At 40.1% G+C, this 25,057-nt stretch carries 20 protein-coding genes; 7 read left to right on the forward strand and 13 right to left on the reverse strand.

The features are described from left to right. Nucleotides 1-82: 82 nt before the first annotated feature. Nucleotides 83-2,080 carry a sensor histidine kinase gene (locus NLF99_RS02870; RefSeq protein ID WP_254526651.1) on the reverse strand — a complete coding sequence of 666 codons (1,998 nt, stop codon included), beginning with the start codon at nucleotides 2,078-2,080 and terminating at the stop codon, nucleotides 83-85. A gap of 83 nt (nucleotides 2,081-2,163) precedes the next feature. Continuing rightward, nucleotides 2,164-2,619 carry a hypothetical protein gene (locus NLF99_RS02875; RefSeq protein ID WP_254526652.1) on the reverse strand — a complete coding sequence of 152 codons (456 nt, stop codon included), beginning with the start codon at nucleotides 2,617-2,619 and terminating at the stop codon, nucleotides 2,164-2,166. A gap of 197 nt (nucleotides 2,620-2,816) precedes the next feature. Between NLF99_RS02875 and truA the strand changes: the two genes are divergently transcribed. The 5 genes from truA (at nucleotide 2,817) to NLF99_RS02900 (ending at nucleotide 8,684) form a co-directional block, all read left to right on the forward strand. After that, nucleotides 2,817-3,578, forward strand: coding sequence for a tRNA pseudouridine(38-40) synthase TruA (gene truA / locus NLF99_RS02880; RefSeq protein WP_185212903.1), 762 nt, complete (start codon nucleotides 2,817-2,819; stop codon nucleotides 3,576-3,578). Nucleotides 3,579-3,588: 10 nt separating this feature from the next. Further along, nucleotides 3,589-5,352: an ABC transporter ATP-binding protein gene (locus NLF99_RS02885; protein ID WP_254526653.1), complete on the forward strand. Its 1,764-nt coding sequence runs from the start codon at nucleotides 3,589-3,591 to the stop codon at nucleotides 5,350-5,352. Between the two features lie 463 nt (nucleotides 5,353-5,815). Further along, nucleotides 5,816-6,220 (forward strand): hypothetical protein, encoded by a 405-nt coding sequence (locus tag NLF99_RS02890; protein WP_185215778.1) that lies wholly within the window; start codon nucleotides 5,816-5,818, stop codon nucleotides 6,218-6,220. A 198-nt stretch (nucleotides 6,221-6,418) separates the two neighbouring features. Next, nucleotides 6,419-8,224: a translational GTPase TypA gene (typA, locus tag NLF99_RS02895; RefSeq protein WP_185212900.1), complete on the forward strand. Its 1,806-nt coding sequence runs from the start codon at nucleotides 6,419-6,421 to the stop codon at nucleotides 8,222-8,224. A 103-nt stretch (nucleotides 8,225-8,327) separates the two neighbouring features. Then, complete coding sequence (locus NLF99_RS02900) at nucleotides 8,328-8,684, forward strand: Rieske 2Fe-2S domain-containing protein (RefSeq protein ID WP_093100153.1); 357 nt, start codon at nucleotides 8,328-8,330, stop codon at nucleotides 8,682-8,684. On the opposite strand, the gene NLF99_RS02905 is transcribed toward NLF99_RS02900, so the two are convergent. The 6 genes from NLF99_RS02905 to NLF99_RS02930 all read right to left on the reverse strand — a co-directional run bounded on the left by NLF99_RS02905 (nucleotide 8,681) and on the right by NLF99_RS02930 (nucleotide 14,976). Further along, a complete protein-coding gene (locus NLF99_RS02905) occupies nucleotides 8,681-10,090 on the reverse strand; it encodes an aldehyde dehydrogenase family protein (protein WP_254526654.1) in 1,410 nt (469 codons plus the stop codon). The two genes, NLF99_RS02900 and NLF99_RS02905, sit on opposite strands and share 4 nt — an antisense overlap. 91 nt (nucleotides 10,091-10,181) lie before the next feature. Continuing rightward, the gene (locus tag NLF99_RS02910) at nucleotides 10,182-10,691 is read right to left on the reverse strand and encodes an ecotin family protein (protein WP_237219409.1); all 510 of its coding nucleotides are present in this window, start codon (nucleotides 10,689-10,691) and stop codon (nucleotides 10,182-10,184) included. Between the two features lie 43 nt (nucleotides 10,692-10,734). Next, entirely contained in the window at nucleotides 10,735-11,487 is a 753-nt protein-coding gene (locus tag NLF99_RS02915) for an aspartate/glutamate racemase family protein (RefSeq protein ID WP_185212898.1), read from the reverse strand. A 13-nt stretch (nucleotides 11,488-11,500) separates the two neighbouring features. Continuing rightward, nucleotides 11,501-12,613 carry a serine hydrolase gene (locus tag NLF99_RS02920; RefSeq protein WP_254526655.1) on the reverse strand — a complete coding sequence of 371 codons (1,113 nt, stop codon included), beginning with the start codon at nucleotides 12,611-12,613 and terminating at the stop codon, nucleotides 11,501-11,503. Continuing rightward, nucleotides 12,582-13,757, reverse strand: coding sequence for a P1 family peptidase (locus NLF99_RS02925; protein WP_254526656.1), 1,176 nt, complete (start codon nucleotides 13,755-13,757; stop codon nucleotides 12,582-12,584). The genes NLF99_RS02920 and NLF99_RS02925 overlap by 32 nt, the downstream gene beginning before the upstream one ends. A gap of 130 nt (nucleotides 13,758-13,887) precedes the next feature. Beyond that, on the reverse strand, nucleotides 13,888-14,976 hold the full coding sequence (locus NLF99_RS02930; RefSeq protein ID WP_254526657.1) for a DUF4407 domain-containing protein: 1,089 nt from the start codon (nucleotides 14,974-14,976) through the stop codon (nucleotides 13,888-13,890). A gap of 160 nt (nucleotides 14,977-15,136) precedes the next feature. Between NLF99_RS02930 and NLF99_RS02935 the strand changes: the two genes are divergently transcribed. Then, nucleotides 15,137-17,263 carry a M3 family metallopeptidase gene (locus tag NLF99_RS02935; RefSeq protein WP_185215774.1) on the forward strand — a complete coding sequence of 709 codons (2,127 nt, stop codon included), beginning with the start codon at nucleotides 15,137-15,139 and terminating at the stop codon, nucleotides 17,261-17,263. A gap of 56 nt (nucleotides 17,264-17,319) precedes the next feature. On the opposite strand, the gene kbl is transcribed toward NLF99_RS02935, so the two are convergent. Both kbl and NLF99_RS02945 read right to left on the reverse strand, forming a co-directional pair. Then, a complete protein-coding gene (kbl, locus tag NLF99_RS02940) occupies nucleotides 17,320-18,510 on the reverse strand; it encodes a glycine C-acetyltransferase (RefSeq protein ID WP_254526658.1) in 1,191 nt (396 codons plus the stop codon). Between the two features lie 177 nt (nucleotides 18,511-18,687). Beyond that, nucleotides 18,688-19,101, reverse strand: coding sequence for a DUF2147 domain-containing protein (locus tag NLF99_RS02945; RefSeq protein WP_254526659.1), 414 nt, complete (start codon nucleotides 19,099-19,101; stop codon nucleotides 18,688-18,690). Nucleotides 19,102-19,253: 152 nt separating this feature from the next. On the opposite strand from NLF99_RS02945, the gene NLF99_RS02950 reads away from it, so the two are divergent. Beyond that, on the forward strand, nucleotides 19,254-19,601 hold the full coding sequence (locus tag NLF99_RS02950) for a phage holin family protein (RefSeq protein WP_093100141.1): 348 nt from the start codon (nucleotides 19,254-19,256) through the stop codon (nucleotides 19,599-19,601). A 131-nt stretch (nucleotides 19,602-19,732) separates the two neighbouring features. On the opposite strand, the gene NLF99_RS02955 is transcribed toward NLF99_RS02950, so the two are convergent. The 3 genes from NLF99_RS02955 to NLF99_RS02965 all read right to left on the reverse strand — a co-directional run bounded on the left by NLF99_RS02955 (nucleotide 19,733) and on the right by NLF99_RS02965 (nucleotide 25,000). Continuing rightward, nucleotides 19,733-21,130: a PepSY domain-containing protein gene (locus tag NLF99_RS02955; protein ID WP_254526660.1), complete on the reverse strand. Its 1,398-nt coding sequence runs from the start codon at nucleotides 21,128-21,130 to the stop codon at nucleotides 19,733-19,735. 78 nt (nucleotides 21,131-21,208) lie between these two features. Next, nucleotides 21,209-22,555 carry a hypothetical protein gene (locus NLF99_RS02960; protein WP_254526661.1) on the reverse strand — a complete coding sequence of 449 codons (1,347 nt, stop codon included), beginning with the start codon at nucleotides 22,553-22,555 and terminating at the stop codon, nucleotides 21,209-21,211. Nucleotides 22,556-22,576: 21 nt separating this feature from the next. Further along, nucleotides 22,577-25,000, reverse strand: a complete 2,424-nt coding sequence (locus NLF99_RS02965) for a TonB-dependent receptor plug domain-containing protein (protein ID WP_185215773.1) — start codon at nucleotides 24,998-25,000, stop codon at nucleotides 22,577-22,579. Nucleotides 25,001-25,057: the final 57 nt, after the last annotated feature.

Raw genomic sequence — 25,057 nt, forward strand, 5'->3', positions numbered from 1 at the left:
ATCGCAAATATAATACAAACAACTTAAATAGATTTTGGTTTCTGCATGGTAAATGGTTCATTGCCGTGGGTTTCTGATACAGTTACACCAGAATCTCAATATCGATGCTCGTTCCTTTGCCTACTTCGGAGCGGATATCCAATTTACCATGGAGGTAATTCACCCTAATTTTTACATTGGTCAAACCCACTCCATCTTTTGAATCATCCATTATTTGATCGGACTTAAAACCCTTGCCATCATCTTCAACCGTAATAAATACCACATTATCTTCGACACTGCATTGCACCAAGATATGTTTGGCTTCCGAATGTTTCAGGGAGTTATAGATCAATTCTTGAATGATCCTGTAAATATGGGTCTGCTGTTCTTGGCTGAGTACATTAAACAATCCATATAATTGCAGTTCGATCTTGGTATTGGAATTCTGCAGACTCTTACACAGGTCACCTAATGATACGGCAAGACCAAAACGACGCAGGGATTCAGGCATAAGGTTATGGGAAATCCTTCGCATTTCTGTAATGGCAAAATCCATATCGACTAAAATGGAATTCACTTTATCATTTGGATTGGACAATTGAGTGTCCAAGATTTTATATTTGATAGAAGCCAATATACTGCCTAGGCCATCATGCAAATCCCTAGAGAGCCTGTTCCTTTCTTTTTCTTCTCCATGCAACATGGCATCAAGGGACAGCAGTTTTTGTTTTTGCTTTTCCTCGAGTAGTTTTTGGTTATTGTTGATTTCTTGTTGCTGCAGCAATCTTTTGTTTTTCTGGTGATTCTTGAACAGGAAATATCCGATCAATAATAGGATGATCGCCACCAAGGCAATGATGATACGGGTATTTTTGATATCGCTCTCGGTTTTCTCCCGTTCTGTCTTTAAGGAAAGGATCTCACCTTCTTTCTCGAGGGTCTGATATTTTACTTCATAATCCATTAAGGACTCTCTGATCCGCCTGTTATACATGGTATCCTGAAGGACATCCTTCTTTTTCACCCATTCCATGGCTTTTTTATAGTCCTTTAATCCTTCATAGATTTTGACATATGCGATGGCGATGTTCAAACTGTCCTGAAAGAAAGTATAACCTATATCCATCCTTTTTTCGACATATTCATTCAAATCCTTGAATGCAGACTGAAAATCCTTTTTGCTGAGGTTTATCAGTGCCCTTTGGTAATATAAACTGGTCAAGGCACGAGGGTTTGGCTCCCCTTCTTTTTTAAGGTATTCAATGGATTTATCCATATGGATGAGCGATACATCATAGTTCTTTTTAAATCGATTGTAGACCGAATGCACAAAATGATAGTCGCTTAAGGGCAAGGAACCTTTATGCCTCTTGATAAATTTCTCATAATTTAACATGACCTTTTCAGACATGACACTATCATCCATTGCATTTAAGGAAACGACCAGAAGCTTATATACCTCATTCATGGTATAGGGGTCATATTTTCCCTTATTCAGGTGCTCCAATGATTCCAATAGATATTTATTGGCTTCAGTATATTGCAGATTGTTCCAGAAATTCAGTCCGATCTTATAGAGGATATTTCCGGTGATAATATCATCATTGGCTTCCTTGGCCATTGGCAGCGCCCTATTGACCAAGATTTCCAACATCCTGATATGTTTATCCTGCCATTGGTAGGCCGAAGCCATATTGTTCAATAATTTAGCCCTTAGCCATTTCGCTTTGTTTCCCTCAATCTTGGCCAGTTCTGCATCGGCTTCTTCGAATAGACGGATCGCTTTTGGCAGGTCATAATCCATATAAAACAGTCCTTCATATACTTTGCCCATCCCATTGGCGACGGGAAATTCATTTTTATACAGGAGACCCTGTTTCAGGTAATTGTGGGCTGTGGCAGAATCTGAATAGGAGTAGTAAAAAGACAGTTCAAAGATATTAAAAGCTTTCTCTTCAACACTTAGGTCGGTTTTTATGATTTTTTCTAGGCTATCAATTTCTGCTTGATAGGGCCTTTTTACCTGTTCTCCTTTAGCTGTGGGAACAAGTAGGCACAATAGCAGCAGGATTGGCAATATTTTGCACCTAGCTTCCATAAATAATGCTTATCTGTAGGTTTTTATTAAATAGAAATAGGCAGTGAAAATCACTGCCTATGCATGATGTGTATAAAGATAAACTATTTTTCGATTTTTATAGCAATACCTTCATCTTCGATTGCCTGCACCGATTCATCGGTTATCAAAGGGCTAGTTTTCTTTAGCGCCTCAAAAAGCTCTTCAGCATCGCCTTTGAACTGTACATTTAATGTCGAACCTGATGCTTTATATTTCATTTTCACATCAGAAACCTTTTTATTGGATTCCAATCCAGAGGAAATGGTTTTCAATTCAGCAAGATTTACCCCTTCAATTAAGACTACCAGTTCGGCAGCAGCAGCATTATCGCCTTTTTTACCTAAAAGCCCACCTAATTTACCGCCAATACGTCCGGCCTTATTCGAGGTATTGTCTACCTTATTGGATGTGTTTTCCACCTTGTTCAATGCTCTGTCGATTTTGTCCAAAAATCCCTGAGCAGAAGCTGCATATGTACAGCCTAAAAATAATGTTAGTATGATTATTACCTTTTTCATGATCTATGAGTTTTATTATTGGACTAAGGTAGAGCTAATTAGCACGCAAAAACATACCCAGATAAGTGGTAAATTATGTACTTGTATTCAAGTACAAGGCATTCATCTGGAACAGGTACAATCCTGGACCTGCCTTAATTTTTTACCTGATCTTTATAATTGCGCATATGAGCTAATTTGATATTAATTACCTTTGCATGGTGGAAGAACAAATACCTAAATACTTTTTGGAAATAGCATACAATGGAACGGCCTACCATGGTTGGCAGATCCAGGATAACGCTGTCTCTGTTCAGGAAAAACTGAACCAAGCTCTTTCGATTTTACTTCGCGAAGAAGTAGAAACGATAGGCGCAGGACGTACGGACAGTGGGGTGCATGCCAAACAGCTATTTGTTCATTTCTCCAGTAATGCTCATGTTTTGGAGAACAAGGAGAGGTTTGTCCATTCCCTGAATGCCCTGATGCCTTTTGACATTTCAGCAAAACGCTTGATTGGGGTAGCTGTAGAGGCCCATGCTCGCTTTGATGCCACGCAAAGGAGTTATGAATACCATGTACATTTCCAGAAGGATCCCTTTCAACATGGGTTTTCATGGCAGCTGCGCGACAAACCGGATGTTGAAAAAATGAACATTGCAGCCCTAGATTTGTTAGGTAGGCAAGATTTTTCTTGTTTCAGCAAATCGAACACACAAGTATTCACCAATTATTGCGATATTAAACGTGCAGAATGGTTGTGGGAAGGCGAAAGATTGGTATTCCATATTTCTGCAGATCGTTTTCTGCGAAACATGGTTCGGGCAATAGTTGGAACCCTGATGGAAATCGGCCTAGGCAAGAAACCTATAGAACATATTAAAGAGGTAATTCAAAGTATGGATCGCTCTAAAGCTGGCACTTCGGTTCCGGCCTGTGGGCTTTACCTAACAGAGGTCCATTATCCATATATTGATTAAAACGAAGATTTTGGAAAAAGACAAAATTTCAGGAAATGCATACGACAGTAAACTACTGGGAAGGTTAGCTAAATACATCCGCCCCTATATGCCTGTTTTCTGGGTTTCCGTTATACTAACGATATTACTTGCAGCTGTAGCTCCTGCCCTTCCGCTATTGGTGGAATATACCTTAGACCATTATATATTATCCGGAAAAGGGGAAGGATTGACTAACATGCTTCTATTGATGTTTGCCCTTTTGATAGCGCAAACCATCATCCGTTATTTCCATACCCTGATGACCAATACCCTTGGACAATCCGTTATCCGGGATATCCGCATCCAGGTTTTCAACCATATCACCAACCTAAGGTTAAAATATTTCGACAATACCCCGATCGGTAGATTAATCACCAGGACCATCTCTGACCTGGAAACCATTGCCAATATCTTTTCGGAAGGTCTGATCCAAATTATTGGCGACCTTCTGCAGTTGGTCGTTATCCTAGGGGTAATGTTCTATACGGATTGGAAATTGACCTTGGTCGTTTTGATTCCTATGCCACTGATGATTGCTGCGACCTATATCTTTAAGGAAGCCATGAAGTCAGCATTCCAAAGTGTCAGGCTATGGGTTTCCAATCTGAATACCTTTCTACAGGAACATATCTCTGGCATGAGCGTTATCCAATATTTTGCCCGGGAAGACCAAGAGATGCGCAAATTCAAGGCTATCAATGCGGAACATAGAAATGCGCATATCCGAGCGAATTGGTATTTCTCGATCTTCTTTCCGGTATTGGAAATTATTGTGGCCATTGCAACAGGTCTATTGGTATGGTACGGGTCCAAACAGATCTTGGCCGATGTCATTTCTCCGGGTGTAGTGGTCGCCTTTATCATGTACATCAACATGATCTTTAGACCAATACGCGAGTTAATCGATAAGTTCAACACCCTTCAGATGGGAATGGTCTCTGCTGAGCGTATCTTTGATGTGCTAGATACCGATGAATTCACCCCAGATGAAGGAAATTACAAACCGGAACATGTAAAGGGAGAGATTACCTTTAAAAATGTTTGGTTTGCCTATAATGATGAGAAATGGGTATTGAAAGACGTAAGCTTCCATGTGGAGCAGGGTGAAACCCTAGCTTTAGTGGGTGCGACGGGTGCTGGAAAATCATCTATTATCAATATCCTGAGCCGTTTCTATGAAATCCAAAAAGGAGAGATCTTATTAGACGGTGTTAATATCAAGGATTATGATCTGACATTCCTACGTCAGACCATTGCCACCGTGCTGCAGGATGTCTTCCTGTTCTCGGACACGGTTCTGAACAACATCAATCTGCACAACCCTAATATATCCTTTGAATCTATTGAGGATGCTGCTAAGAAAGTCGGTGCTTATGATTTTATCATGCGACTTCCAGGGAACTTCAACTATCAGGTCCAAGAAAGAGGTTCGACGCTTTCTGCCGGTCAGGCGCAGCTAATATCCTTTATCCGGGCCTTAGTTCATGATCCAAAAATCCTGATCCTTGATGAGGCAACCTCCTCCATTGACACGGAAACGGAGGAATTGATTCAAAATGCCATCGAGAACCTGATGGAAGGCCGTACTTCTATCGTGATTGCGCATAGGTTATCCACCATACAGAAAGCGGATAAGATCATTGTTCTGGATAAGGGTGAGATCAAGGAAATCGGCACGCACCATGAGCTGTTGGAGCTGGAGGGTTATTATAGGAAATTGTATGACCTGCAGTTTAATTCGGCGGGAATATAGGGGAGAGAGATTTGAGATGTGGGATGTGAGATATCAAACATTTCATGGCGCTAAATTCAACCTGGCTGTTAATGTTGAGACACGAAACATCTCGGAATATTGCACTCCTAAAATCAAATTAACGTAGGAAATATTGGCGTGCGGTTCTTGCACCTTCGGTGGAAAATGACAGGGTTTTATAGAGGAAAACCGTACAGATTCTTCACGAATTGTTCAGAATCACAGTTGAACGAAGAATCTGTTTCTTATTTTAGGAAGCATGAACTTTTTTGGTATTGACATTCGGTAAATGCGTCTAATTGAGATAATAAATTATCTATTTTCGGTTCTAAACATTTATTAACTTATTTAGAACAAATGCTTTCCTTCATTTAGGATGATAGACCAAGATATAGGTCTCTGATATAAATGAAGAGGGAAATGATTTTATCCTAAGCAGGCGAAAACAAACCAATATTAAATTATGAAATTTATTAAAACTAACTTTTTAGGGTTATTAATCATCCTAATGATTTCAGCATGCAGTAAAGGCAAAATTGCCCCAGATGTAGAGTATGTATTAGATAAATACAGGACCCAGGAATATTTAAATGGAAAACTTGTAAGGGAGGTTTGGGACAAAGACTATCCCAATGCCAAAATCCAATGGAAGGCAGATGGAAGCATTAAGTTAACTTACTTTGTTGAAGAATCAAAAAGGGAAGAGATATACTATGGTACGCGAGATGAGGTAAAAAAAACAATCCTTATAACTGGTGAAACTATACCATACTACTTTGAAGGCAATTATTTGGTTTTGGTATTAGAAGATTATTTGGAGGATGGTACTGGAGATATATCTACGGCCTTCTTTAAAAAAGTGAAGTAGTAATATCCTTCGAACCTAAAAAAACAGCTCCGAAGGTTGTATCTGGAAAAGCAAAATAAGCTTGCTTTTGACCCAACTGTTTGAGAATTAATCATAAATAAACGACATGCTAATAAAATATTAATAGCAATTAGTAAAAAATGAGGTGCAAAATGTATATCTTTGCACCTCTTATTTTTAATAACACATTATTGCTCAATGCAGAATATCAGAAACATAGCGATCATCGCGCACGTTGACCACGGTAAAACTACCCTAGTTGACAAGATCTTACACTTCACCAATCAATTCAGGGACAATGAAAATTCAGGGGAATTAATCCTGGATAACAACGACTTGGAGCGTGAGCGTGGTATTACCATCGTGTCTAAAAACGTATCTGTTAAATACAAAGACACCAAGATCAACATTATTGATACTCCAGGTCACGCCGATTTCGGTGGTGAGGTTGAGCGTGTATTGAAAATGGCTGACGGTGTTGTTCTATTGGTGGATGCTTTTGAAGGTCCGATGCCTCAAACAAGATTTGTTACCGGAAAAGCTTTAGCATTAGGTATCAAACCTATTGTTGTGGTAAACAAAGTAGACAAAGAGAACTGTCGTCCAGAAGAGGTTTACGAAAATGTATTTGATTTGTTCTTTAGCTTAGGTGCTACTGAAGATCAATTGGATTTCCCTGTATTATACGGTTCTTCAAAACAAGGCTGGATGTCAACTGACTGGACTAAACCAACGACTGACTTCACGGAATTGTTGGAAGCAATCATTGCACATATTCCTGCTCCTAAAATATCTGAAGGTACATTGCAGATGCAAGTAACTTCATTGGACTACTCTACATTCGTTGGTCGTATCGCGATCGGCCGTGTGGTAAGAGGAACAATCAAAGAAAACCAACCGGTATCATTGGTAAAACGTGATGGCAAGATTGTAAAATCTCGTGTGAAAGAACTTCAATTGTTTGAAGGCCTTGGTCGTGTTAAAGTTTCAGAAGTTCATGCAGGTGATATCGTGGCTGTAGTAGGTATCGATGGTTTTGAAATCGGTGACACCATTGCAGACTTCGAAAACCCAGAGCAATTAGAAGTAATGCACATTGATGAGCCAACAATGAACATGTTGTTTACCATCAATAACTCGCCTTTCTTTGGTAAAGAAGGTAAATTCGTAACATCACGTCACATCTATGACCGTCTTCAAAAAGAATTAGAAAAGAACTTAGCATTACGCGTTGTTCCTACAGATTCTCCAGATGCATGGTTAGTATACGGTCGTGGTATTCTTCACTTGTCAGTATTGATCGAAACAATGCGTCGTGAAGGTTATGAATTACAAGTAGGACAACCGCAGGTAATCGTTAAAGAAATAAACGGTCAGAAACATGAGCCAATCGAAGAGTTGGTAGTAGATGTACCTGCTGAAGTTTCTGGTAAAGTGATCGAATTGGTAACTCAACGTAAAGGTGAGTTGTTGATCATGGAAACAAAAGGCGAAATGCAACACCTTGAATTCTCTATCCCTTCTCGTGGTATCATTGGATTACGTAACAACGTATTGACAGCTACTGCTGGTGAGGCTGTAATGGCGCACCGTCTGAAAGGATACGAACCTTGGAAAGGAACAATTCCAGGTCGTATGGCTGGTGTATTGATCTCATTAGATACAGGTTCTACAACGGCTTATTCAATCGATAAATTACAAGACCGTGGTCGTTTCTTCGTTGATCCAGGTGTTGAGATCTATGAAGGACAGGTTTTGGGAGAGCATATCCGTGACAACGATTTAACAATCAACGTGACTAAAGGAAAGCAATTGACAAACATGCGTGCATCTGGTTCTGATGATAATACACGTATTGCTCCAGCAATTAAATTCTCTTTGGAAGAATGTATGGAATATATCCAAGCTGACGAATACATCGAGGTTACTCCTCAAAGTATCCGCTTGCGTAAGATCTACCTTACTGAAAACGAACGTAAAGTAAATGCTAAGAAATTCGTTTAGAATTAAACTTTAGCTGAAAATATAAGAGGCATACCCAAGGGTTTGCCTCTTTTTTGTTGATGTCATTTCTTAACTTGCTATAAATTATTAAATCTTGCAGCTGATGGAGAATTTTGAAGATGATGATTTAGAATGGCATAAAGTGCCTGTGAAAATTGATGAGAGCCGTAATTATGTCAAGGCTTTGCATGTGGCTGGTAAAAAGCTCTGTTTGATCAAAGAGGGAGATGTCCTATCGGTTACCTCAAGTCGCTGTCCGCATGCAGGAGCAGATCTGACAAAAGGATGGTGCGAAGAAGGTAAATTGGTCTGTCCCTTTCACCGGCATCGATTCAATCTGGAGTCTGGCAAAGGAGATGAACCTCAACATAACTTTATCCGGATCTATCCTTTGAAAAAGGAAGACGGGGATTTTTATGTAGGCATCAAGAAGAGCCTTTGGAACAAGATATTTGGCTAGAATAAACGCCTAATCCATTGCAACATCCTACTGGTCTTTTCCGTGTAAGGATACCAGAACATAGAAGACAGCGGGATGATCTTGACATCGGCAACGGCTCTTTCATGTGAGAACGCTTTAAAGCCATACCAACCCGTGGATTGTCCCAAACCAGAATTGTTTACTCCTCCAAAAGGAAGGTTAGGTTGCATGATCTGTATGACCGCATCATTTATGCAGGTTGATCCAGCACTGCTATTCCGGATAATATGTTTATTGAAATTTGAATCTTTGCTGAACACGTACAATGCTAATGGCTTTTCCTTAGCATTGATAAAGTCAATGGCTTCTTGAATCTGTGCATAATATACGATGGGCAGAATGGGGCCAAAGATCTCATCCGTCATGAGCGGATTATTGGCGGCCACATTGGTGATTACCGTTGGTGCAATGTACTTGGTCCTTCCATCGGTCTTGCCTCCAGCAATGATATTAGCTCCTAATTGTTTTGCTGAGTCTAGAGCTTGGTTAAGCCTTTCAAACTGTTTTTCGTTAATTATTCGGGCATAATCCGGTGAATTAAACGCATCCTTACCGAAAGCTTCTTCGATTTCGATCTTAAAAACCTCTTCAAGCTGCTGTTTCTGATGCCTATGGGCAAGGATGTAATCTGGAGCAATACAGGTCTGCCCTGCATTGATAAACTTGGCCCAGATCAGGTTTTTAACGACCTGCCTCAGATTCACATTCTTATCGATTACCGCTGGAGACTTGCCACCAAGTTCCAAGGTAATATCCGTGAGGTGCTTACTTGCAGCTTCCATAACGATCTTTCCCACTTTGGACGAACCTGTAAAATGGATATGATCGAACTTTAGGTTCAGGAGATGGGTCGTTTCCTCAACAGCTCCTTCAATGACTGCAATATGATCAGTTGGAAAGACTTCGGCTATTATTTTTTTAAGGACTTGGTTGCTATTCGGAGAAAATTCAGAGAGCTTTAGTATAGCTGTGTTACCTGCGGCAATACAGGCCGCCAGATGGACTAACGGGAGCTGAAAGGGGTAATTCCATGGCGTGATGATCAATGCGTTTCCTTTGGGCTCATAATGCAAATAGGCGCTGACATTGGGCATCACCAATGAACGACGAACCTTCTTGTCCTTCATCCAGCCACGTAGTTTCTTGGCGATATGTTTCAGCTCCAGCTGTACCACCAAAATCTCAGTAATGGCCGTTTCAATTCCAGATTTATGAAAATCTTGGTATAGAGCCTGCTCAATGGCCTTTTCTTCCCTATTGATGGTATCTAATAATTTCTTGATCCAACCTATTCTTTTATAAGCGGTACTATGTTTTATAGCCGATTTGTTTTTAAGTTGGGACTGGTAGATTTTGTCTATTTCTGAAAGGGTATTATTTGCCATATTATTGCCTGAAGAATAAAAATAAGCAATAAAACAAAAACCCAGGTCATATTCATGTCTGGGTTTTTAAGTCTTTTATTGAATCGAGGGATTACTTTTTGCTAGGTTTGTCTTCCATCGCACGGTAAACCTCGTCTGTACTTGTATAGATCTTGAATCGTACATCATATTCTTCAGGAACATAGACTACGATCGGCATTTTACCATTGTATTGTACCAGAGTAGGCTGCGCCGATACGAAAAGATTTCTTGCAGGTGCACCAGGACATGCCATTTGGGTAGAAATTACATCTCCGTTGGTTTTGAATACATAGTAATTGTATCCCCAACCTTCCAAATCTTTAGTTTCGATCGTGCCATTTAATCCAAAATGGTTACAACCGTCAACTTCCATCATCTTACCTACACTGAATTCAATCTTTTTATTGTTGTCCGCTTCAGAGTAAGGTACTTCAATGACCATTCTTTTAAAGCCTTTTTCAGGAGCTGGGAAAATATCGGTATTTACTTTCACTAACATTTCTTGGGCATTAGATGCATTTGGCATTAAGAATAAGCCTAGCATTAAAATCAAAAGAGCTGGTACTTTACTTTGTTTCATGTTTTTCAAATTTTATTATGTCTACATAATACGTAAGCTAGTCCTAATCCGCTACAGGGTTCAATTTCGTAGGATTTATTGCATGGATCAACGACCTTGCTAAGATGCGGTTCGGATCAATGACAGGCAAACCATAATAAGTTTTTTCACGCAAGGCCAAAGGCAATTCTGTACATCCCAAGATAATCACTTGAGCACCTTGCCCCTTCAACTCATGGATGGCCGCGACCAACTGATCATGCGCCCGATTGGTAACCGGCGAGGAAAAAGCCTTGATCCCATAGGTTTCATCATAAATGGCCGAATGGACTTTATTCTGAAGCACATCGTTTGGCTCGATACAGGTCAGATTATAGCTCTCAATAACCTGTTTATATAGACCGGTGTTGCGGGTTCCGATTGTGGAAAGCACACCGACCGTTGATCCAGGAAATTTTTCCTGAATGAACTTGGCTGTTTCAGCCACCATATGCAGAAGTTGGATTTTAGAATTGTGCTTGGCCAATTCCTCTTGGATCACCTCAAAAATCCGAGGAGAATGGGCCGTATTGCAAGGTATCCCTACAACGGTAGCCCCTGCTCTTTCCAGTTCTAAAGCTATTTCAGAAATCGCAAGGCCTGGATTAATAGGTTCTTTACCTATAAGATAGTCAGTTCTATCAGGTATTCTATGCGATTGCGAAGATAATAATACCGGTAAGTGATCTTGATCTCTTCTTGCATTGGTCTCTTCTATTATTTTTTTTAAGATATCGACACCAGCCAATGGACCGACACCTCCAACAATTCCAATCATAATCTTATCCTTTTTAGTCTAACTCACCCTGGCGCCATTTATACATCCAGAATGTCTGATTATTGTTCAAAAATAACGCCAATATATCGGGAATCGCTACAAATCCATTATCAGTATTGGTAAAAGCAACCAGTATTTCCTTGCTTTTGGGATAGGCCAAAAAGAAACAGCGAAAGCCTGGATTTGATCCGGTATGCCAATAAGCAGTTCCTAATTCATTGATCTGCATCCGCATACCTAAGGCACAGGGAACATATTTATCATCCGGGCTGATTTCCTGGGCTTTCTTAGCATCTGCCAGATGGCTCAAAGCTAATTGATGGGTCTTTTTCTTCAGACCAAAACCATCAAAGATATATTTCTTGATGAAATTGCTATAATCTTCAGCCGTGGTATATAGGGTATATGCAGCATTGCTCTTTCTATATTTCCCTAGCTTCCTCGGCTTATTATCTTCGTAATGTCCATAGGCGGCATTGGCCTCCAGCTCATCTTTCCATACAATCGCCGAGTTTTTCATTTTCATGGGAATCAGAACTTCCTCTTCGACCAATTTTTGAAAGGTTTTTCCCGAGATGTGCTCCATGGTCTCCTGCAGGAAATAAAATCCTTCACCAGAATACATATAATCAGTTCCTGGCTCGAATTGGGAGGTTAGGGGAGACTTTCTCCATGCATCCGAAGGAACATCTCCTTCCCAATTTAGGAAGCCGGTACGGTGGGTCAACACCATTCTTGCCGTGATCTTATCTCTGTTTGGGTTATTTTTTAGGCGATCATATTGGTAATAGCTCCAAAGAGGTTTATCCAGTTCGATCAAGCCTTTGTCCTTCAACCTCAAAAAAGTATAGGTCGCTACGACCTTGGTCAGGGATGCAGCCTGAAAGACTGTATTTTGATCAATTAGGTAATTACTATCCAGATTCTTTATGCCATACTGATAGAGATGGTTTTTTCCATTTTTTTGATAATTGAGCTGTATAGCTGGAATATGATGTTGCTTAGCGACCTGATCCAGCGTTAGGGATTTATCCTGAGCCGAACTGCTAAAACCTATTGAAATAAAAGCAGCGCATAAAGTGACTAACTTCGTCTTATTTCTGAACAGCTTTAGGAAGTTTATCATAGTCTAGCGCCTTGTACTTTTTCAAAATATTTAGTGTTTCCTTGATTGGGATTGCCTTTACGGTCCGGCCTCTAATTCCCTTCATATCCTCAGCCATAAACATGGAGTTTAAGATTGCTTCTTCAGTTGCTTCCCAAACTGCCATAAACAACGGAGACATATAATCGTTGCCTACTTCGGTTGTTTCTAAGGCTATGTTTTTGCTTTCGTGAGGAATTAAGTTTGTAGGGCTCGTGGAGAAAGCGATGGAATAATCACCACTTCCATTGGAAGAGAATGAACCAACATTTCCGAATGCAATATAGGAACGTTTGGCTAATCTCTCCAGATTTCTAGCAGAAAGTGGAGCGTCCGTTGCAATAACGATCATACATGATCCATCCACTTTATGGGCTTCTTTGGGTTCTTGCATGTAATAGTTGTGGAGCTCACGTCCGACGGGAGCACCATGGATGCTCAGGACTCCACCGAAATTCGTCTGTACCAACACCCCAACAGTATACCCTCCCCGAGAAGCTGGGAGCTTCCTTGATGCGGTTCCAATCCCACCTTTATAGCCTAAGCATTCCGTTCCAGTTCCTGCCCCCACATTCCCTTCTGATACTCTTCCTGTACTAGCACTTTTTATGGCTTCTAATACATCTGCGGCTTCCACATGTCGGCCACGGATATCATTCAATCCACCATCATTGGTCTCTCCTACAACGGAGTTAACCGATCTTACGTTTTCATTTCCAGGTAAGGAAAGCATATAATCGATAAGGCCATTGGCAACTTTAGGTGCATTCAGGGTATTGGTCAATAAAATTGGCGTTTCGATATTTCCGAGTTCTTCAATCTGGGATATCCCCATCATTTTTCCAAAGCCATTTCCTACAAACACAGCTGCTGGAACTTTTTGCTGAAAGATATTTCCCTGATGTGGAATGATCGCGGTCACTCCGGTGCGTACGGAATCACCTTTAATGATAGTTTTCTGACCTACGGTTACACCAGCGACATCGGTAATGGCATTGTTTGTTCCTGTTTGAAGAATACCGATCTGAATGCCGAAGTCCCTGATCCTACCTCTTTTTTCTTGTGCTTGTCCTAGGTTAAAAATGGTCATTAACGCAAGCGTTAATAGCATATTTCTCTTGCTCATATCAATTGTTGGTTTTTATTGATGGTTTATGCTTCATAGACCAATCAGAACTTTCATAATCCCTTTTTTGGATACAATTATGAAAGTTTTAATTGAATGGCAAGTATACTGAAATCTTTAGATAGGCGGTTTAATCTTCGACAAATTCTTTCTGGAGTTTGTCCATTCTACGCTTGATGGAAGCGTCGATTCGATAATCGTCTATTTTATCGATAGCGGTTTTCTCCACGGTTACTCCTGTATTGGATTCATAATTATGCACCTCTTTTTGATTTTTTAGGGCATTGTCATAAGCATCACGACCACTCATCAATTTGACGAAAACTGGCAAACATTCGAAGAAGATAAATAGCAAAGCAATAAAAATTACCGCATTTTCAGTGGATTTATTCACTGTTCCGTCCGGTTTTTTGTGAAGATTGCTCAAGGCGGCATTTCGGTCAGCAAAACCAGCGACATTTACAGCACTATCCAGGGATTTATCCGACAGAATCCGTTGGCTCATCAGACCTTCCGAGGCTTTTCGTTGTAACAACTCCGACTCTTTGGTCTGCAATCGACCTCGCAAACTATCTAGATAAGCCTGTTGTTTATTGAGGTTTTCCTCCTTCATTTTTGCATAAGGACCATAGCCCATCACCCCTGAAGTCTCATCGGTTTTGGTTCCGAAGATTTCATGGTTCAATTGCTGTCTAGAGGTCTTGATACTCGCTTCAAGTGAATCGGCATGTGTGGTCAGATTCTTGAGCTGAGCATATTCAACACGGTATTTATTTTCGAAAGTCTTGTTTAGGGTGTCAATTTTGGCGTTCTGTTGAACCAGATATTCCGCCCGTAGGTGTTCTTTGATTTCTTTATCAAAGATTTTCAGTTCCAGAGGCCTGGAAATGATCATACCGATCAGGATGGCCAACAAGATACGGGGAAGGGCCTGCAATAATTGCATCCAGCCACTGCGGCTCTTGTCTATACTCAATACGATATACCTGTCCAGATTAAAGATGGCCAGACCCCAGATCATACCGAAAAGCAGGGCGAAAAAGATGGCAAATGAACTACCGCTAAACACGAAATACAGGGCATAGCCACCTGCCAACGCTGCAAACAGTCCAGTGAAAAATATCGTTGCACCAATGCTTATATATTTATTCTGCTCCTCAGGGAAGCGGTCCAAGGTTTCCTTATGTACCCCAGCACACCAGAAAAAGAAATCCTTCATAAGTTAAAGCTTTAGTAATTAGACGCAAACGACTCACTTTTGTTACAGCTAATTAAACAAATATTTTAGAAATTCTTAGTAGTTTGTTGGCTACAAAGAATGGGATACTTAAGTAAAGAATTAGTACCTTTGCACAAAATTTGAAACAAACTAGAAGAGAATGAATAAAAAAGTTTTTTTACCTTACTGCATGGTGATAGCCAGCTTGTTAGTAGGGTGTAACAACGAAACTAAAAAAGAGGAAGCTGTAGATTTGAAAAATCCATTATTAGCCAAGTACGAAACTAACTTTGAAGTCCCTCCTTTTGACCTGATCAAAGATGAACACTTCAGACCTGCTTTTAAAGAGGCTTTGAAAGTACATGAGGCAGAAATTGATTCTATTTTGAAGATCGATGAACCTGCTACTTTCGCCAATACCATCCTTGCATTAGAGAATGCAGGACAACTATTGAACCGTGTGTCGACAGTGTTTTACAACTTAAACAGTGCTAACACAAACGACACGATTCAAGCCATTGCAAAGGACCTTGCCCCGGTAATGTCGGCGCATAGGGATGAGATCAATTTGAACCCAGAGCTTTTCAAACGCGTGAAAACCGTTTATGACCAAAGAGCAAATGCTGGTTTAGATGCAGAAGATCAAAAATTATTAGAAGAAACATACAAAGGATTTGTTCGTTCGGGAGCAAACCTGAAAGATGAGGATAAAGAGAAATTAAAGAAAATCAATGCTGAACTTTCTGTTTTATCGACTCAATATGGTCAGAACCTATTGGCTGAAACCAATGCCTTTGAAATGGTTGTTGACAAAGAGGAAGATTTAGCCGGATTACCAAAAGAATTGAAGGCCGCGGCAGCTGCAGAGGCAAAAGCTAAAGGAAAGGATGGCAAATGGTTATTTACATTACAGAACCCTTCTGTAATGCCATTCTTGCAATATGCGGATAACCGTGAATTGCGCAAAAAGATTTGGGATGCTTACCAATTGCGCGGTAATAATGGCAATGATGCTGACACAAAAGAAATCTTGATCAAGATTGCCAACCTACGCCTAGATAAAGCAAAATTATTGGGTTATTCTTCTCATGCTGCTTATGTGCTTGAGGAGTCTATGGCAGAAAATCCTGCTAACGTGAATGCCCTGTTGAACAAAATCTGGACTCCAGCTTTAGCAAAAGCTAAAACTGAAGCTGCGGATATTCAAAAAGAAATCGAAGCTGCCAAAGATACATTCAAAGTGGCTCCATACGACTGGAGATATTACCAAGAGAAAATCCGTCAAAAACGTTATGCTCTGAATGAGGAGGAAATTAAACCTTATTTCAGTTTAACCGACGTTCGCGAAGGTGCTTTTGCTACTGCGAACAAATTGTGGGGGATTTCTTTTGTCGCTCTGAACAATGTACCAGTTTACCACCCAGAGGTTGAGGTTTATGAGGTTCGTGATAAGGATGGTTCTCATTTAGGTTTGTTATATGCTGATTTCTTCCCTCGTGCTTCAAAACGTTCTGGCGCATGGATGACATCTTACAGATCTCAAGCTCGTGAGAACGGAAAACGTCTTGCTCCTGTGATCTCTATCGTATGTAACTTTACAAAACCCGTTGGTGATAGCCCTGCATTGTTGACATTTGATGAAGCAACAACTTTATTCCATGAATTTGGCCACGCCCTACATGGTTTGTTCTCAAACGTAAAATACAGAAGCTTAGCAGGTACTTCAGTTCCTCGTGATTTCGTTGAACTTCCTTCGCAGATCATGGAAAATTGGGCTGCTGATCCTGAAGTATTGAAAACATACGCGAAGCATTTCCAAACTAAAGAAGCTATCCCTGATGCATTGATCGAAAAAATGCAAAAGGCTGGGACCTTCGACCAAGGATTTGCGACCATTGAATATTTAGCAGCATCTATGTTGGATATGAACTACCATAGCGCTACTGCTCCAATCAAAGCCAAAGCAGATGAGTTTGAAAAATCGGCAATGGATAAAATTGGATTGATCGATGCTATTATCCCTCGTTATAGAAGTACTTATTTCCAACACATCTTCAGTGGTGGTTATTCTGCAGGTTATTATAGCTATATCTGGTCTGAGGTATTAGATTCAGATGCATTCGCTGCATTTAAAGAGAAAGGTCTTTATGATCAGAATACAGCAGCTTCCTTCCGTAGCAACATCCTTGAAAGAGGTGGCACAGGAAATCCTGCTGAGATGTACCGCAAATTCCGCGGTGCGGATCCGGACCCAATCCACCTGATGAAAAAGAGAGGATTGAACTAATAAAAAAAGCGCCTGGGATAACCCAGGCGCTTTTTTTATGTTGTATCAGGCGTGAATTACTTAATCACGCCCAATTCCTTACCTACTTTTGTAAAGGCTGCAATAGCTTTGTCTAAATGTGCTTTTTCGTGTCCTGCTGAAATCTGCACACGGATACGTGCTTTTCCTTGAGGCACTACCGGATAATAGAATCCAATAACATAAATTCCTTCATCCAACATCTTGGAAGCAAACTCTTGCGCTAATTTAGCATCATAAAGCATTACTGGGACGATAGGATGGAAGCCTGGTTTGATATCAAATCCAGCTTCGGTCATTTTCTCACGGAAGTATTTGGTGTTATCTTCTAGCTTATCACGGAGTTCAGTTGTTTCGCTCAACATATCCAAGACAGCAACAGATGCGCCGGCGATAGCAGGTGCCAAAGTGTTGGAGAAAAGGTATGGGCGAGAACGCTGGCGAAGCATATCGACAATTTCCTTGCGACCAGAAGTGAATCCTCCAGATGCACCTCCTAAAGCTTTCCCTAAAGTTCCGGTGATAATATCTACACGGTCGATTACATTGAACAATTCGTGGGTTCCGCGGCCTGTTTTTCCGATAAAACCAGAACAATGTGATTCATCGATCATAACTAAAGCTTCATACTTATCGGCTAGGTCACAGATCTTATCCAATGGCGCTACGGATCCATCCATGGAGAAAGCACCATCCGTTACGATAATTTTATGTCTTGCGCCAGAAGCAGCCTTTAATTGTGCTTCTAGATCTTCCATATCACAGTTTTTGTATCGGAATCTTTGCGCTTTACACAGGCGAACTCCATCAATGATGGAAGCATGGTTCAACTCATCAGAGATGATTGCATCTTCAGGACCTAACAAGGGCTCGAATACACCTCCATTTGCATCAAATGCTGCTGCATATAAAATGGTGTCCTCAGTTCCTAAGAACTTTGAAATCTTAGCTTCTAATTCTTTGTGGACATCTTGAGTACCACAAATAAAACGTACCGAAGACATTCCATAGCCATGACTATCGATTGCCGCTTTTGCTGCCGCCACAACTTTTGGATGTGAGGACAGTCCCAAGTAGTTATTCGCACAGAAGTTGATTACTTCCTGTCCTGTACTGATTTTGATATCTGCTCCTTGAGGAGTTACAATAATGCGTTCTTCTTTGTACAAACCTGCATCCTTAATTTCTGCAAGTTCTTTTTCAAGGGCTGGTTTTAGAGTTTTATACATAGTATTTCAATTAATCCGCAATAAATATAACCTTTTTTTATATCACCCCCTTACGAAAACGTTTGCCCTAAATTCATTATCCCATGAAAGCCAGAACTATAGCTCCATTCTCGAAGAAAAATGCCCCGAATAGATGGTCTATTGGGGGCATTATCCTTTTTGAGTTCTTTTTCTTGATTACTTAACTCTCTTCCAGGTTTCAGTACGCCCGATGAGGCTAATTCCGATGTAGCCACGGATATCTAGCTGGTCATCACCCTTTAGGGTCATTTTACAGCTATAGGTTTTTCCTGATTTAGGGTCATAGATCTGACCATCTACATAGGTTTTACTTTCTTTACTGAAATCGGTTAAGATTTCTAAGCCTTGGATATTCCTGCTCCTCAATTTGGGATCAGGATTTTTCACATCTTTTTTTGAGGCATCTTTAACCCAATAAAGCTTGCCAAAAAACTTGTCGTTCTTCTTGTAGATTTCGATTCTTCCCTCCCCAATTGGATTTTGCCATTTCCCAATAATTGGATCATTATTTTGTGCGAATAATACCATGGAGAATAATAGGGCGCAGAATGTTGCAACTATTTGTCTCATAACCTTTGATGTTTAAAATTGTTGGATGAATATACACATATTTTTCTATGTTAGCATAATATTATTTTTGTTACCCCTAAAAATACCGTCCAATAAACCGCTTTATTGGCATTAATTTTGAACCATTTTTAACTACACAAATTATTTAAGTTATGAGGTTCATTATTAGTCTATTAGTTACAGGTTTAGTAGTTGCAATCGCATCATGGATTATTCCTGGAGTAACTGTTGCTGGTTTTGGATGGGCTATCCTAACGGGTTTAGTTATTGGCTTGGTGAATGCGATTGTAGGTGGAATTCTACGTTTATTTACTTTCCCATTGAATTGGTTAACATTTGGTCTGGTATCATTTATCATTACAGTTCTGATGATTATGCTTTCAGATAAAATCATGGGTTCGAAATTTGATGTAGCAGGGTTTTGGCCTGCGTTCTTTTTTGCCATCATCGTTGCGATTATCGAAATGTTGATCGGACGTATGGGCAGCGATAATAAATAACTCAAAAAAAAACCGCTAATTTTAAAACAAACGGACTGCTCAGCTGAATGGCTGGGCATTTCTGTTTTAAACAAAAAATGGGTTTGACCATGCCAGCCAAACCCAATTGATATAAAGAGAAATTGTTACTATTACTTTTTTGTTTTCTTCATTTTATTGATCCAGATCATCACGCCTGTTATCGGCAATGAGGTTGCGATCAGACAGGAAATAAAATAAAGCATTTTTGTAAATGGTCCATAGATATCCCCGATATGCAATGCCTTTATGGAAGCAGAAGCTCTCTGGTTAAATGGTTTCTCGCGGAAGACATCTCTCTCCAGCACTTCACCACTATACTGGTCCAAGGTTAATTTATCTCCAGCTGAAGGAGCAAAGAAACCTGTTCTGTTTTTACTGATTGAAACTGTCCCTACGCTATCTTTTGCAAAGTTGATAGTGACATCGCCATCATAAGGCAGGACTTTATTAACGGCCAAAATGGTCTCTTCAATGCTCTTCGGTTTTTTTCCATCCGCAGGTAATGTAGATAGGACAGGAGCTTTCTCTTCTTTTGGAGCATCTGGAGATTTATAGGTTCCCCATGTTTTTTGCCAGCCCGCACGATACCAATCAAATGACCAAAAGGGGCCCGTAACGGCCATCAAGAACAGAATGATACAGCTGTAGAAACCCAGTGTATTGTGAAGGTCATGATTGAGCCTTTTCCAATTCGCCGACCAACGGATGTTTAATCCGTTTTTCCATGCTCTCATTTTATTAGGAAACCAAATGACGATACCTGTAATCACGCCTAACAAAAACAATAAGGTAGCTGTTCCCGTAATCCAAGAACCAAGCTTTCTGTTTTCAACACCTTCAATGATCGGCTCTTCAATTTCATTCAACAATAACCAACGGTGCAAACCGAACATCTTTTGCATAAACTCTGCGGTCTTGGTTTTCACATCCGAAGGATCACCGATTACCTGACCTGTATAAGGATTTACGGCCAACTGGTTTGCTCTCGGACCACGACCTCCAGCAGGCCCTCCAGGACCAGCAGGGGCAGCTCTCTGCGGACCTTTGCTTTCCCAAACTTTTGCTTCTCCGGGTCTTAGAGGTTTTTCAGCTGTTGCACCTTCCTTTACATCCGTCCTGTCCCCAGGTTTTTGTCCTTCTTGACCTTTGGAATTTTCAGGTTTTCCTTCTTTTTCCTTCCCTTCCCCGTCCTTTTCTTTTTTATTGTACATGAAGAATGTAGGAGCATTATCGGCATATGGTACTTTTACACCTACTATTTTACCTTTTACTTCCGGCGTAATAGCGGCCAACAATTGATCTGCATTTTTCTTCTGTCCTTCAACTTTTACTTTATTGAATTCAGGCATTGCCAATGCCCTGATTTCAGTGTTATAGGTGTAGATTGTACCGGTGATACAAACGATAAAAACCACGATCCCCGATATCAACCCTCCCCACAAATGGATGTCGTTGAAAAGTTTCCTTACTTTCATCCATGTTGATTTTTTTTGTACTCTTTTACTCATTTTTCTCTTTATACTACTGTAATGAAAAAATCAGGTGAGCAAGATTCTGCACACCTGATATAATATTTTGTTGATATCTTAATAAATTCCGATATACTGGTTACCCGTTTTATTCACAAGTTTTGCCCCTACTGACATCTCTCCAGATTTTCTGTTGAACACATAGATGTTTCCATCTTTACCCACTGGTGCGATAGCTATAAATACATCATCCCCTTCCAATGCAATATTTTGGATCTGACGGAAATTCAATTCGTCTTGGTTTGGAATGTTATATTTTCTAGCGGTATTATTTTTTAGATCTACCCACGCAATATATCCACCCTTACCAGCTACATTGTACACAACGTATCCTATTCCATCACCTACATATTTCCATGTTTCGATGTATGAATCTTTAACCCCTAAAGCCTGATCTAAACTAAATGCGTATGAAGCATCATATTCATTGCTTGTACCATCGATTCGTAAGATCTTAGAACCACCACCGCCTACTGCTTCGCCTGAGGTAGCTTGGTAAACATGACCATCTGTACCTACATACTGAAGAGTACTACGGTATCCATTGGTATTACCTCTTGTTTTGTTAGAAGTAAGGATTTTAGGATTTGTTAAAGAAGGGTAGTCTAACACCAAAGTTTTAGCCCAGCTTTTCAAACCATTTCTATCATTTTCCCAAGTAGGTTTTCCATCAGTTCCAAGGGTGAATTTTGAAGTATTGTGTTTTGAAACTGCTGCTCCAATAAATACTTTATTCCCAGCTTTATTGATTACAGGAACATCGATACGGCTTACATAATAACCAGCTGCAACTTCTTCAGCAGTTAATTTCAAGTCGAATTTGGTGGTTTTTGTAATCTTGGGATCATTTAAATCCAATGAAATAACATCCGTTTTTGCTGTTCTTTCTTGGTATACAAAGTTTGGCGCTTGACCTGTATAAACTGCATCATTTGCTGCTGCTCTAACTGCAATACCAACCCCTTCTGCTGCTTTCAACCAACGTGGAGCTGTACTTACATATGTAGCTGTCTCTACTTCAGGGCCTTCCGGGGTAAAGTTCTTTCCACCACGAACCCTGAATTTGTTGAAATTACCGCCATCATCACCTGTATATTGGATATTATATAAATACTTTCCATCAGCTGATGCTTGCAGACGCGCTGTTCTTGAAGATTTCACGTGCTGACCATTCGCAAATACATCGACTGAAAATGCTGGACTTTTTGCTTCCTCAGGCTTCATACTGAATACCATAGTTCCGGCATTACCATCACCTGGCTCCTCATCCATCAACGCACCTGAAACAGTGATCCAACGTATATCGTCTTCAGTTACTTCTTTCGGACCTTCTCCGTCTTTTGAACAACTGCTAAATATCAAACCAGTGGCAAGTATTGCATACTTTAATAGATTCGTTTTCATGTTATTAATTATTAAGAGTAATTATATATTGTTAATTGAGTAGTTCAGTTTCAAATAAAATCCCCTACCAGGCTTCTGAACGCCGAAATTATCATAAAGTTCAGCATTGAATACGTTCTTGACATCCAGTGCCAGAATGAGTTTCTTGTTAGGAAAAACATAGCTCATACCCAAATTCTGTGCGTACTGTGCCGGTGTAATAAACCAATCAGAATCTGGCCATACTGTGCTGAAAGGCGCCACATAACCAATATTGTAGAACAGGTTTAACTGAGAGGATTTTTGAATGATATTATCTAATCTATAATGAACATTTCCATTCATGGTATAGAAAGGCTCATTAGGAATCTGTTTGTTGTAATAGGTCATCGGTTGACCTGAAGTAGGATCAAACTCTTGCTTAAACAAGGAATTGAATTTGGAAAAATTGAACAATAACGTAAGCTTGTCCTTATGGGCATAGGTCAGTTCACCTTCAAAGCCCACGGACTGAGAAAGCCCCAAATTGACATATTGGGTAAGTTCAATTTCTTGGCTGTTGATCATTTCATTAGCTCTCGGCATGATCCTGTCTTTCGTGTTCCTCCAAAAAACATTGGTTCCAACCGAAAATCTATGATCACCGAAATCATAAGTCCCTAACCTAAACCCCGCATTATAGTTGTCGCTGATTTCGGGTGAGATCCCCGGATTGGCCAGAACATTATCTTCCGGACTTCCAAAAGTTTCCATATCAACCGGCATTCTTACCGCACGTTCTCCTGAGGCCAGAAGTACCAATCGATTGAACAATTTATAAGATGCCGCAAGACCATAACCATAATTTACACGGTTGTCCTTGCTGACATTCTCAACGATCTTCGTCTGCCCGTTTTCAATTACCCCTGTATAAGAATGGCTAGCAATAGATTGTTGATAAATCTTGTAGAACAGATTTGTTGTCAACTTATTATGGAACGTTTGAGCTTCATAATTGAACGACACGACATTCTTTGCAAGATCATTCGAACTGTTGATGCCGGTATTACCATCTTTTATCAACAAGTTTTTGTCTTTTCTATCTACGGTATAAAAAACATGGTTCACGGAGAATCTATGTCCAGAAAGAATATCATAACTCAAGTTCGTCCTGATATTGGTTACCTGACGATCAATATCCGTCATCGCAGGTTTCCCCTGCTGTGCTCCATCCAGTCGACGAATAGGATCACCATTTAAATCAAGGCGGATCTGTCCGTCCCAATTGTAGGCCCAAGGAATAGTATCGAGGATATTGGTGCTCCTAAAACTATGGACAGCATTGGTATTCAAGGATAGGCCTGGCACAAATAAGTTCTTCTTATTATAAGTCAAACTCAACACATTAGCCGTGGCATCAGAGGTTCTGCCCATATAAGGAGTCCCCATGGTCTGGCCATGCTGAATCTCTTTATGAGAATCAGAGATATTATATCCTAAAAAGAAAGCATCCGCCCATTTTACATCAGTAAATCCAAACTCAAATCTTCCAGATAATGCTCTATAGCCATCAAAGAATCGTTTGGTCCTATAGTTACGACGTACAACGCCATTGGGTTCTATATATTTGGAGAATTTACCCCAGATTTCATAATCGTTGTCTGAATTCAAGAAACTTCCTGAAACCCTAGTGGTAAAACCTGTTTTCGCGTTTCTATAAAGGCCAGAAATATCTGATTGGGTAGTATTGAATGAGCCATAAGAAACAGAGGCAGATAAGTTATTGCTCGAAGTACCTTTTTTAAGAACAATATTGATTGCTCCTCCAAGCAAGTCCCCTGTTAAATGAGCAGGAAGAACCCCTTTATATACCTCGATGCGATCAATCATCGAAGGAGGTATATTATTTAAGTTAAATGAGGAACCATAGGTCGAAATTTCTATCCCATCAATGAATATCCCGACCGATCGACCAGTCATCCCATTTAAGTTATATTGTACCTCCGAACCTAGACCTCCACTTTGACGGACCCTTACTCCTACAGTACGGTCCAAGAGTTCATTAGTTTGAATATTTCTTGTGGAAGCTTCTTTCGTTTCGATCACATTGACAGCAAACCCCTTGGTCTCAATTTCTCTTTTTACGGAATTCCCTTGTACCCGCACCTCATCAAGACTGATTTCTCCTCTTGGGTCAATATGGATATGTAAATCATAGTTGGCCTTATTGACATCAATAGGAAGTCTCTTCGATTTAATCTCAATGGAGGTCACTAAGATGGTCTGTTTTCCATAAGGAACTTGCTCCAATGTATACAAACCTTCATCATCGGAAATGCTTGCAATTGGAGTGCCCTCAATTCGCACTGTAGCTTTTGAAACAGGCGTCCCATCTACCAAATGAACTTTACCGGTTATTGTTGAATTTTGGGCAAATACAATAATACAGGTAAATAAAAATAATATGGTGAGGTAAAATTGTTTCATTATTCCAGATTAATACAGTAACTTCGACTTTCTTTAGAACAAGTCTAAATAAATACT

Origin of the sequence: Sphingobacterium sp. LZ11T8 (genome assembly GCF_024261425.1) — a bacterium.
Lineage (GTDB): Bacteria > Bacteroidota > Bacteroidia > Sphingobacteriales > Sphingobacteriaceae > Sphingobacterium.

Coding starts and splice junctions, on each gene's coding strand:
- NLF99_RS02935 (WP_185215774.1), top strand. CDS start 15,137: ATGAATAAAAAAGTTTTTTTACCTTACTGCATGGTGATAGCCAGCTTG.
- NLF99_RS02955 (WP_254526660.1), bottom strand. CDS start 21,130: ATGAGTAAAAGAGTACAAAAAAAATCAACATGGATGAAAGTAAGGAAA.
- NLF99_RS02875 (WP_254526652.1), bottom strand. CDS start 2,619: ATGAAAAAGGTAATAATCATACTAACATTATTTTTAGGCTGTACATAT.
- kbl (WP_254526658.1), bottom strand. CDS start 18,510: ATGTATAAAACTCTAAAACCAGCCCTTGAAAAAGAACTTGCAGAAATT.
- NLF99_RS02945 (WP_254526659.1), bottom strand. CDS start 19,101: ATGAGACAAATAGTTGCAACATTCTGCGCCCTATTATTCTCCATGGTA.
- NLF99_RS02890 (WP_185215778.1), top strand. CDS start 5,816: ATGAAATTTATTAAAACTAACTTTTTAGGGTTATTAATCATCCTAATG.
- NLF99_RS02920 (WP_254526655.1), bottom strand. CDS start 12,613: ATGATAAACTTCCTAAAGCTGTTCAGAAATAAGACGAAGTTAGTCACT.
- NLF99_RS02915 (WP_185212898.1), bottom strand. CDS start 11,487: ATGATTGGAATTGTTGGAGGTGTCGGTCCATTGGCTGGTGTCGATATC.
- NLF99_RS02905 (WP_254526654.1), bottom strand. CDS start 10,090: ATGGCAAATAATACCCTTTCAGAAATAGACAAAATCTACCAGTCCCAA.
- typA (WP_185212900.1), top strand. CDS start 6,419: ATGCAGAATATCAGAAACATAGCGATCATCGCGCACGTTGACCACGGT.
- NLF99_RS02910 (WP_237219409.1), bottom strand. CDS start 10,691: ATGAAACAAAGTAAAGTACCAGCTCTTTTGATTTTAATGCTAGGCTTA.
- NLF99_RS02925 (WP_254526656.1), bottom strand. CDS start 13,757: ATGAGCAAGAGAAATATGCTATTAACGCTTGCGTTAATGACCATTTTT.
- NLF99_RS02900 (WP_093100153.1), top strand. CDS start 8,328: ATGGAGAATTTTGAAGATGATGATTTAGAATGGCATAAAGTGCCTGTG.
- NLF99_RS02930 (WP_254526657.1), bottom strand. CDS start 14,976: ATGAAGGATTTCTTTTTCTGGTGTGCTGGGGTACATAAGGAAACCTTG.
- NLF99_RS02870 (WP_254526651.1), bottom strand. CDS start 2,080: ATGGAAGCTAGGTGCAAAATATTGCCAATCCTGCTGCTATTGTGCCTA.
- NLF99_RS02965 (WP_185215773.1), bottom strand. CDS start 25,000: ATGAAACAATTTTACCTCACCATATTATTTTTATTTACCTGTATTATT.
- NLF99_RS02960 (WP_254526661.1), bottom strand. CDS start 22,555: ATGAAAACGAATCTATTAAAGTATGCAATACTTGCCACTGGTTTGATA.
- truA (WP_185212903.1), top strand. CDS start 2,817: ATGGTGGAAGAACAAATACCTAAATACTTTTTGGAAATAGCATACAAT.
- NLF99_RS02950 (WP_093100141.1), top strand. CDS start 19,254: ATGAGGTTCATTATTAGTCTATTAGTTACAGGTTTAGTAGTTGCAATC.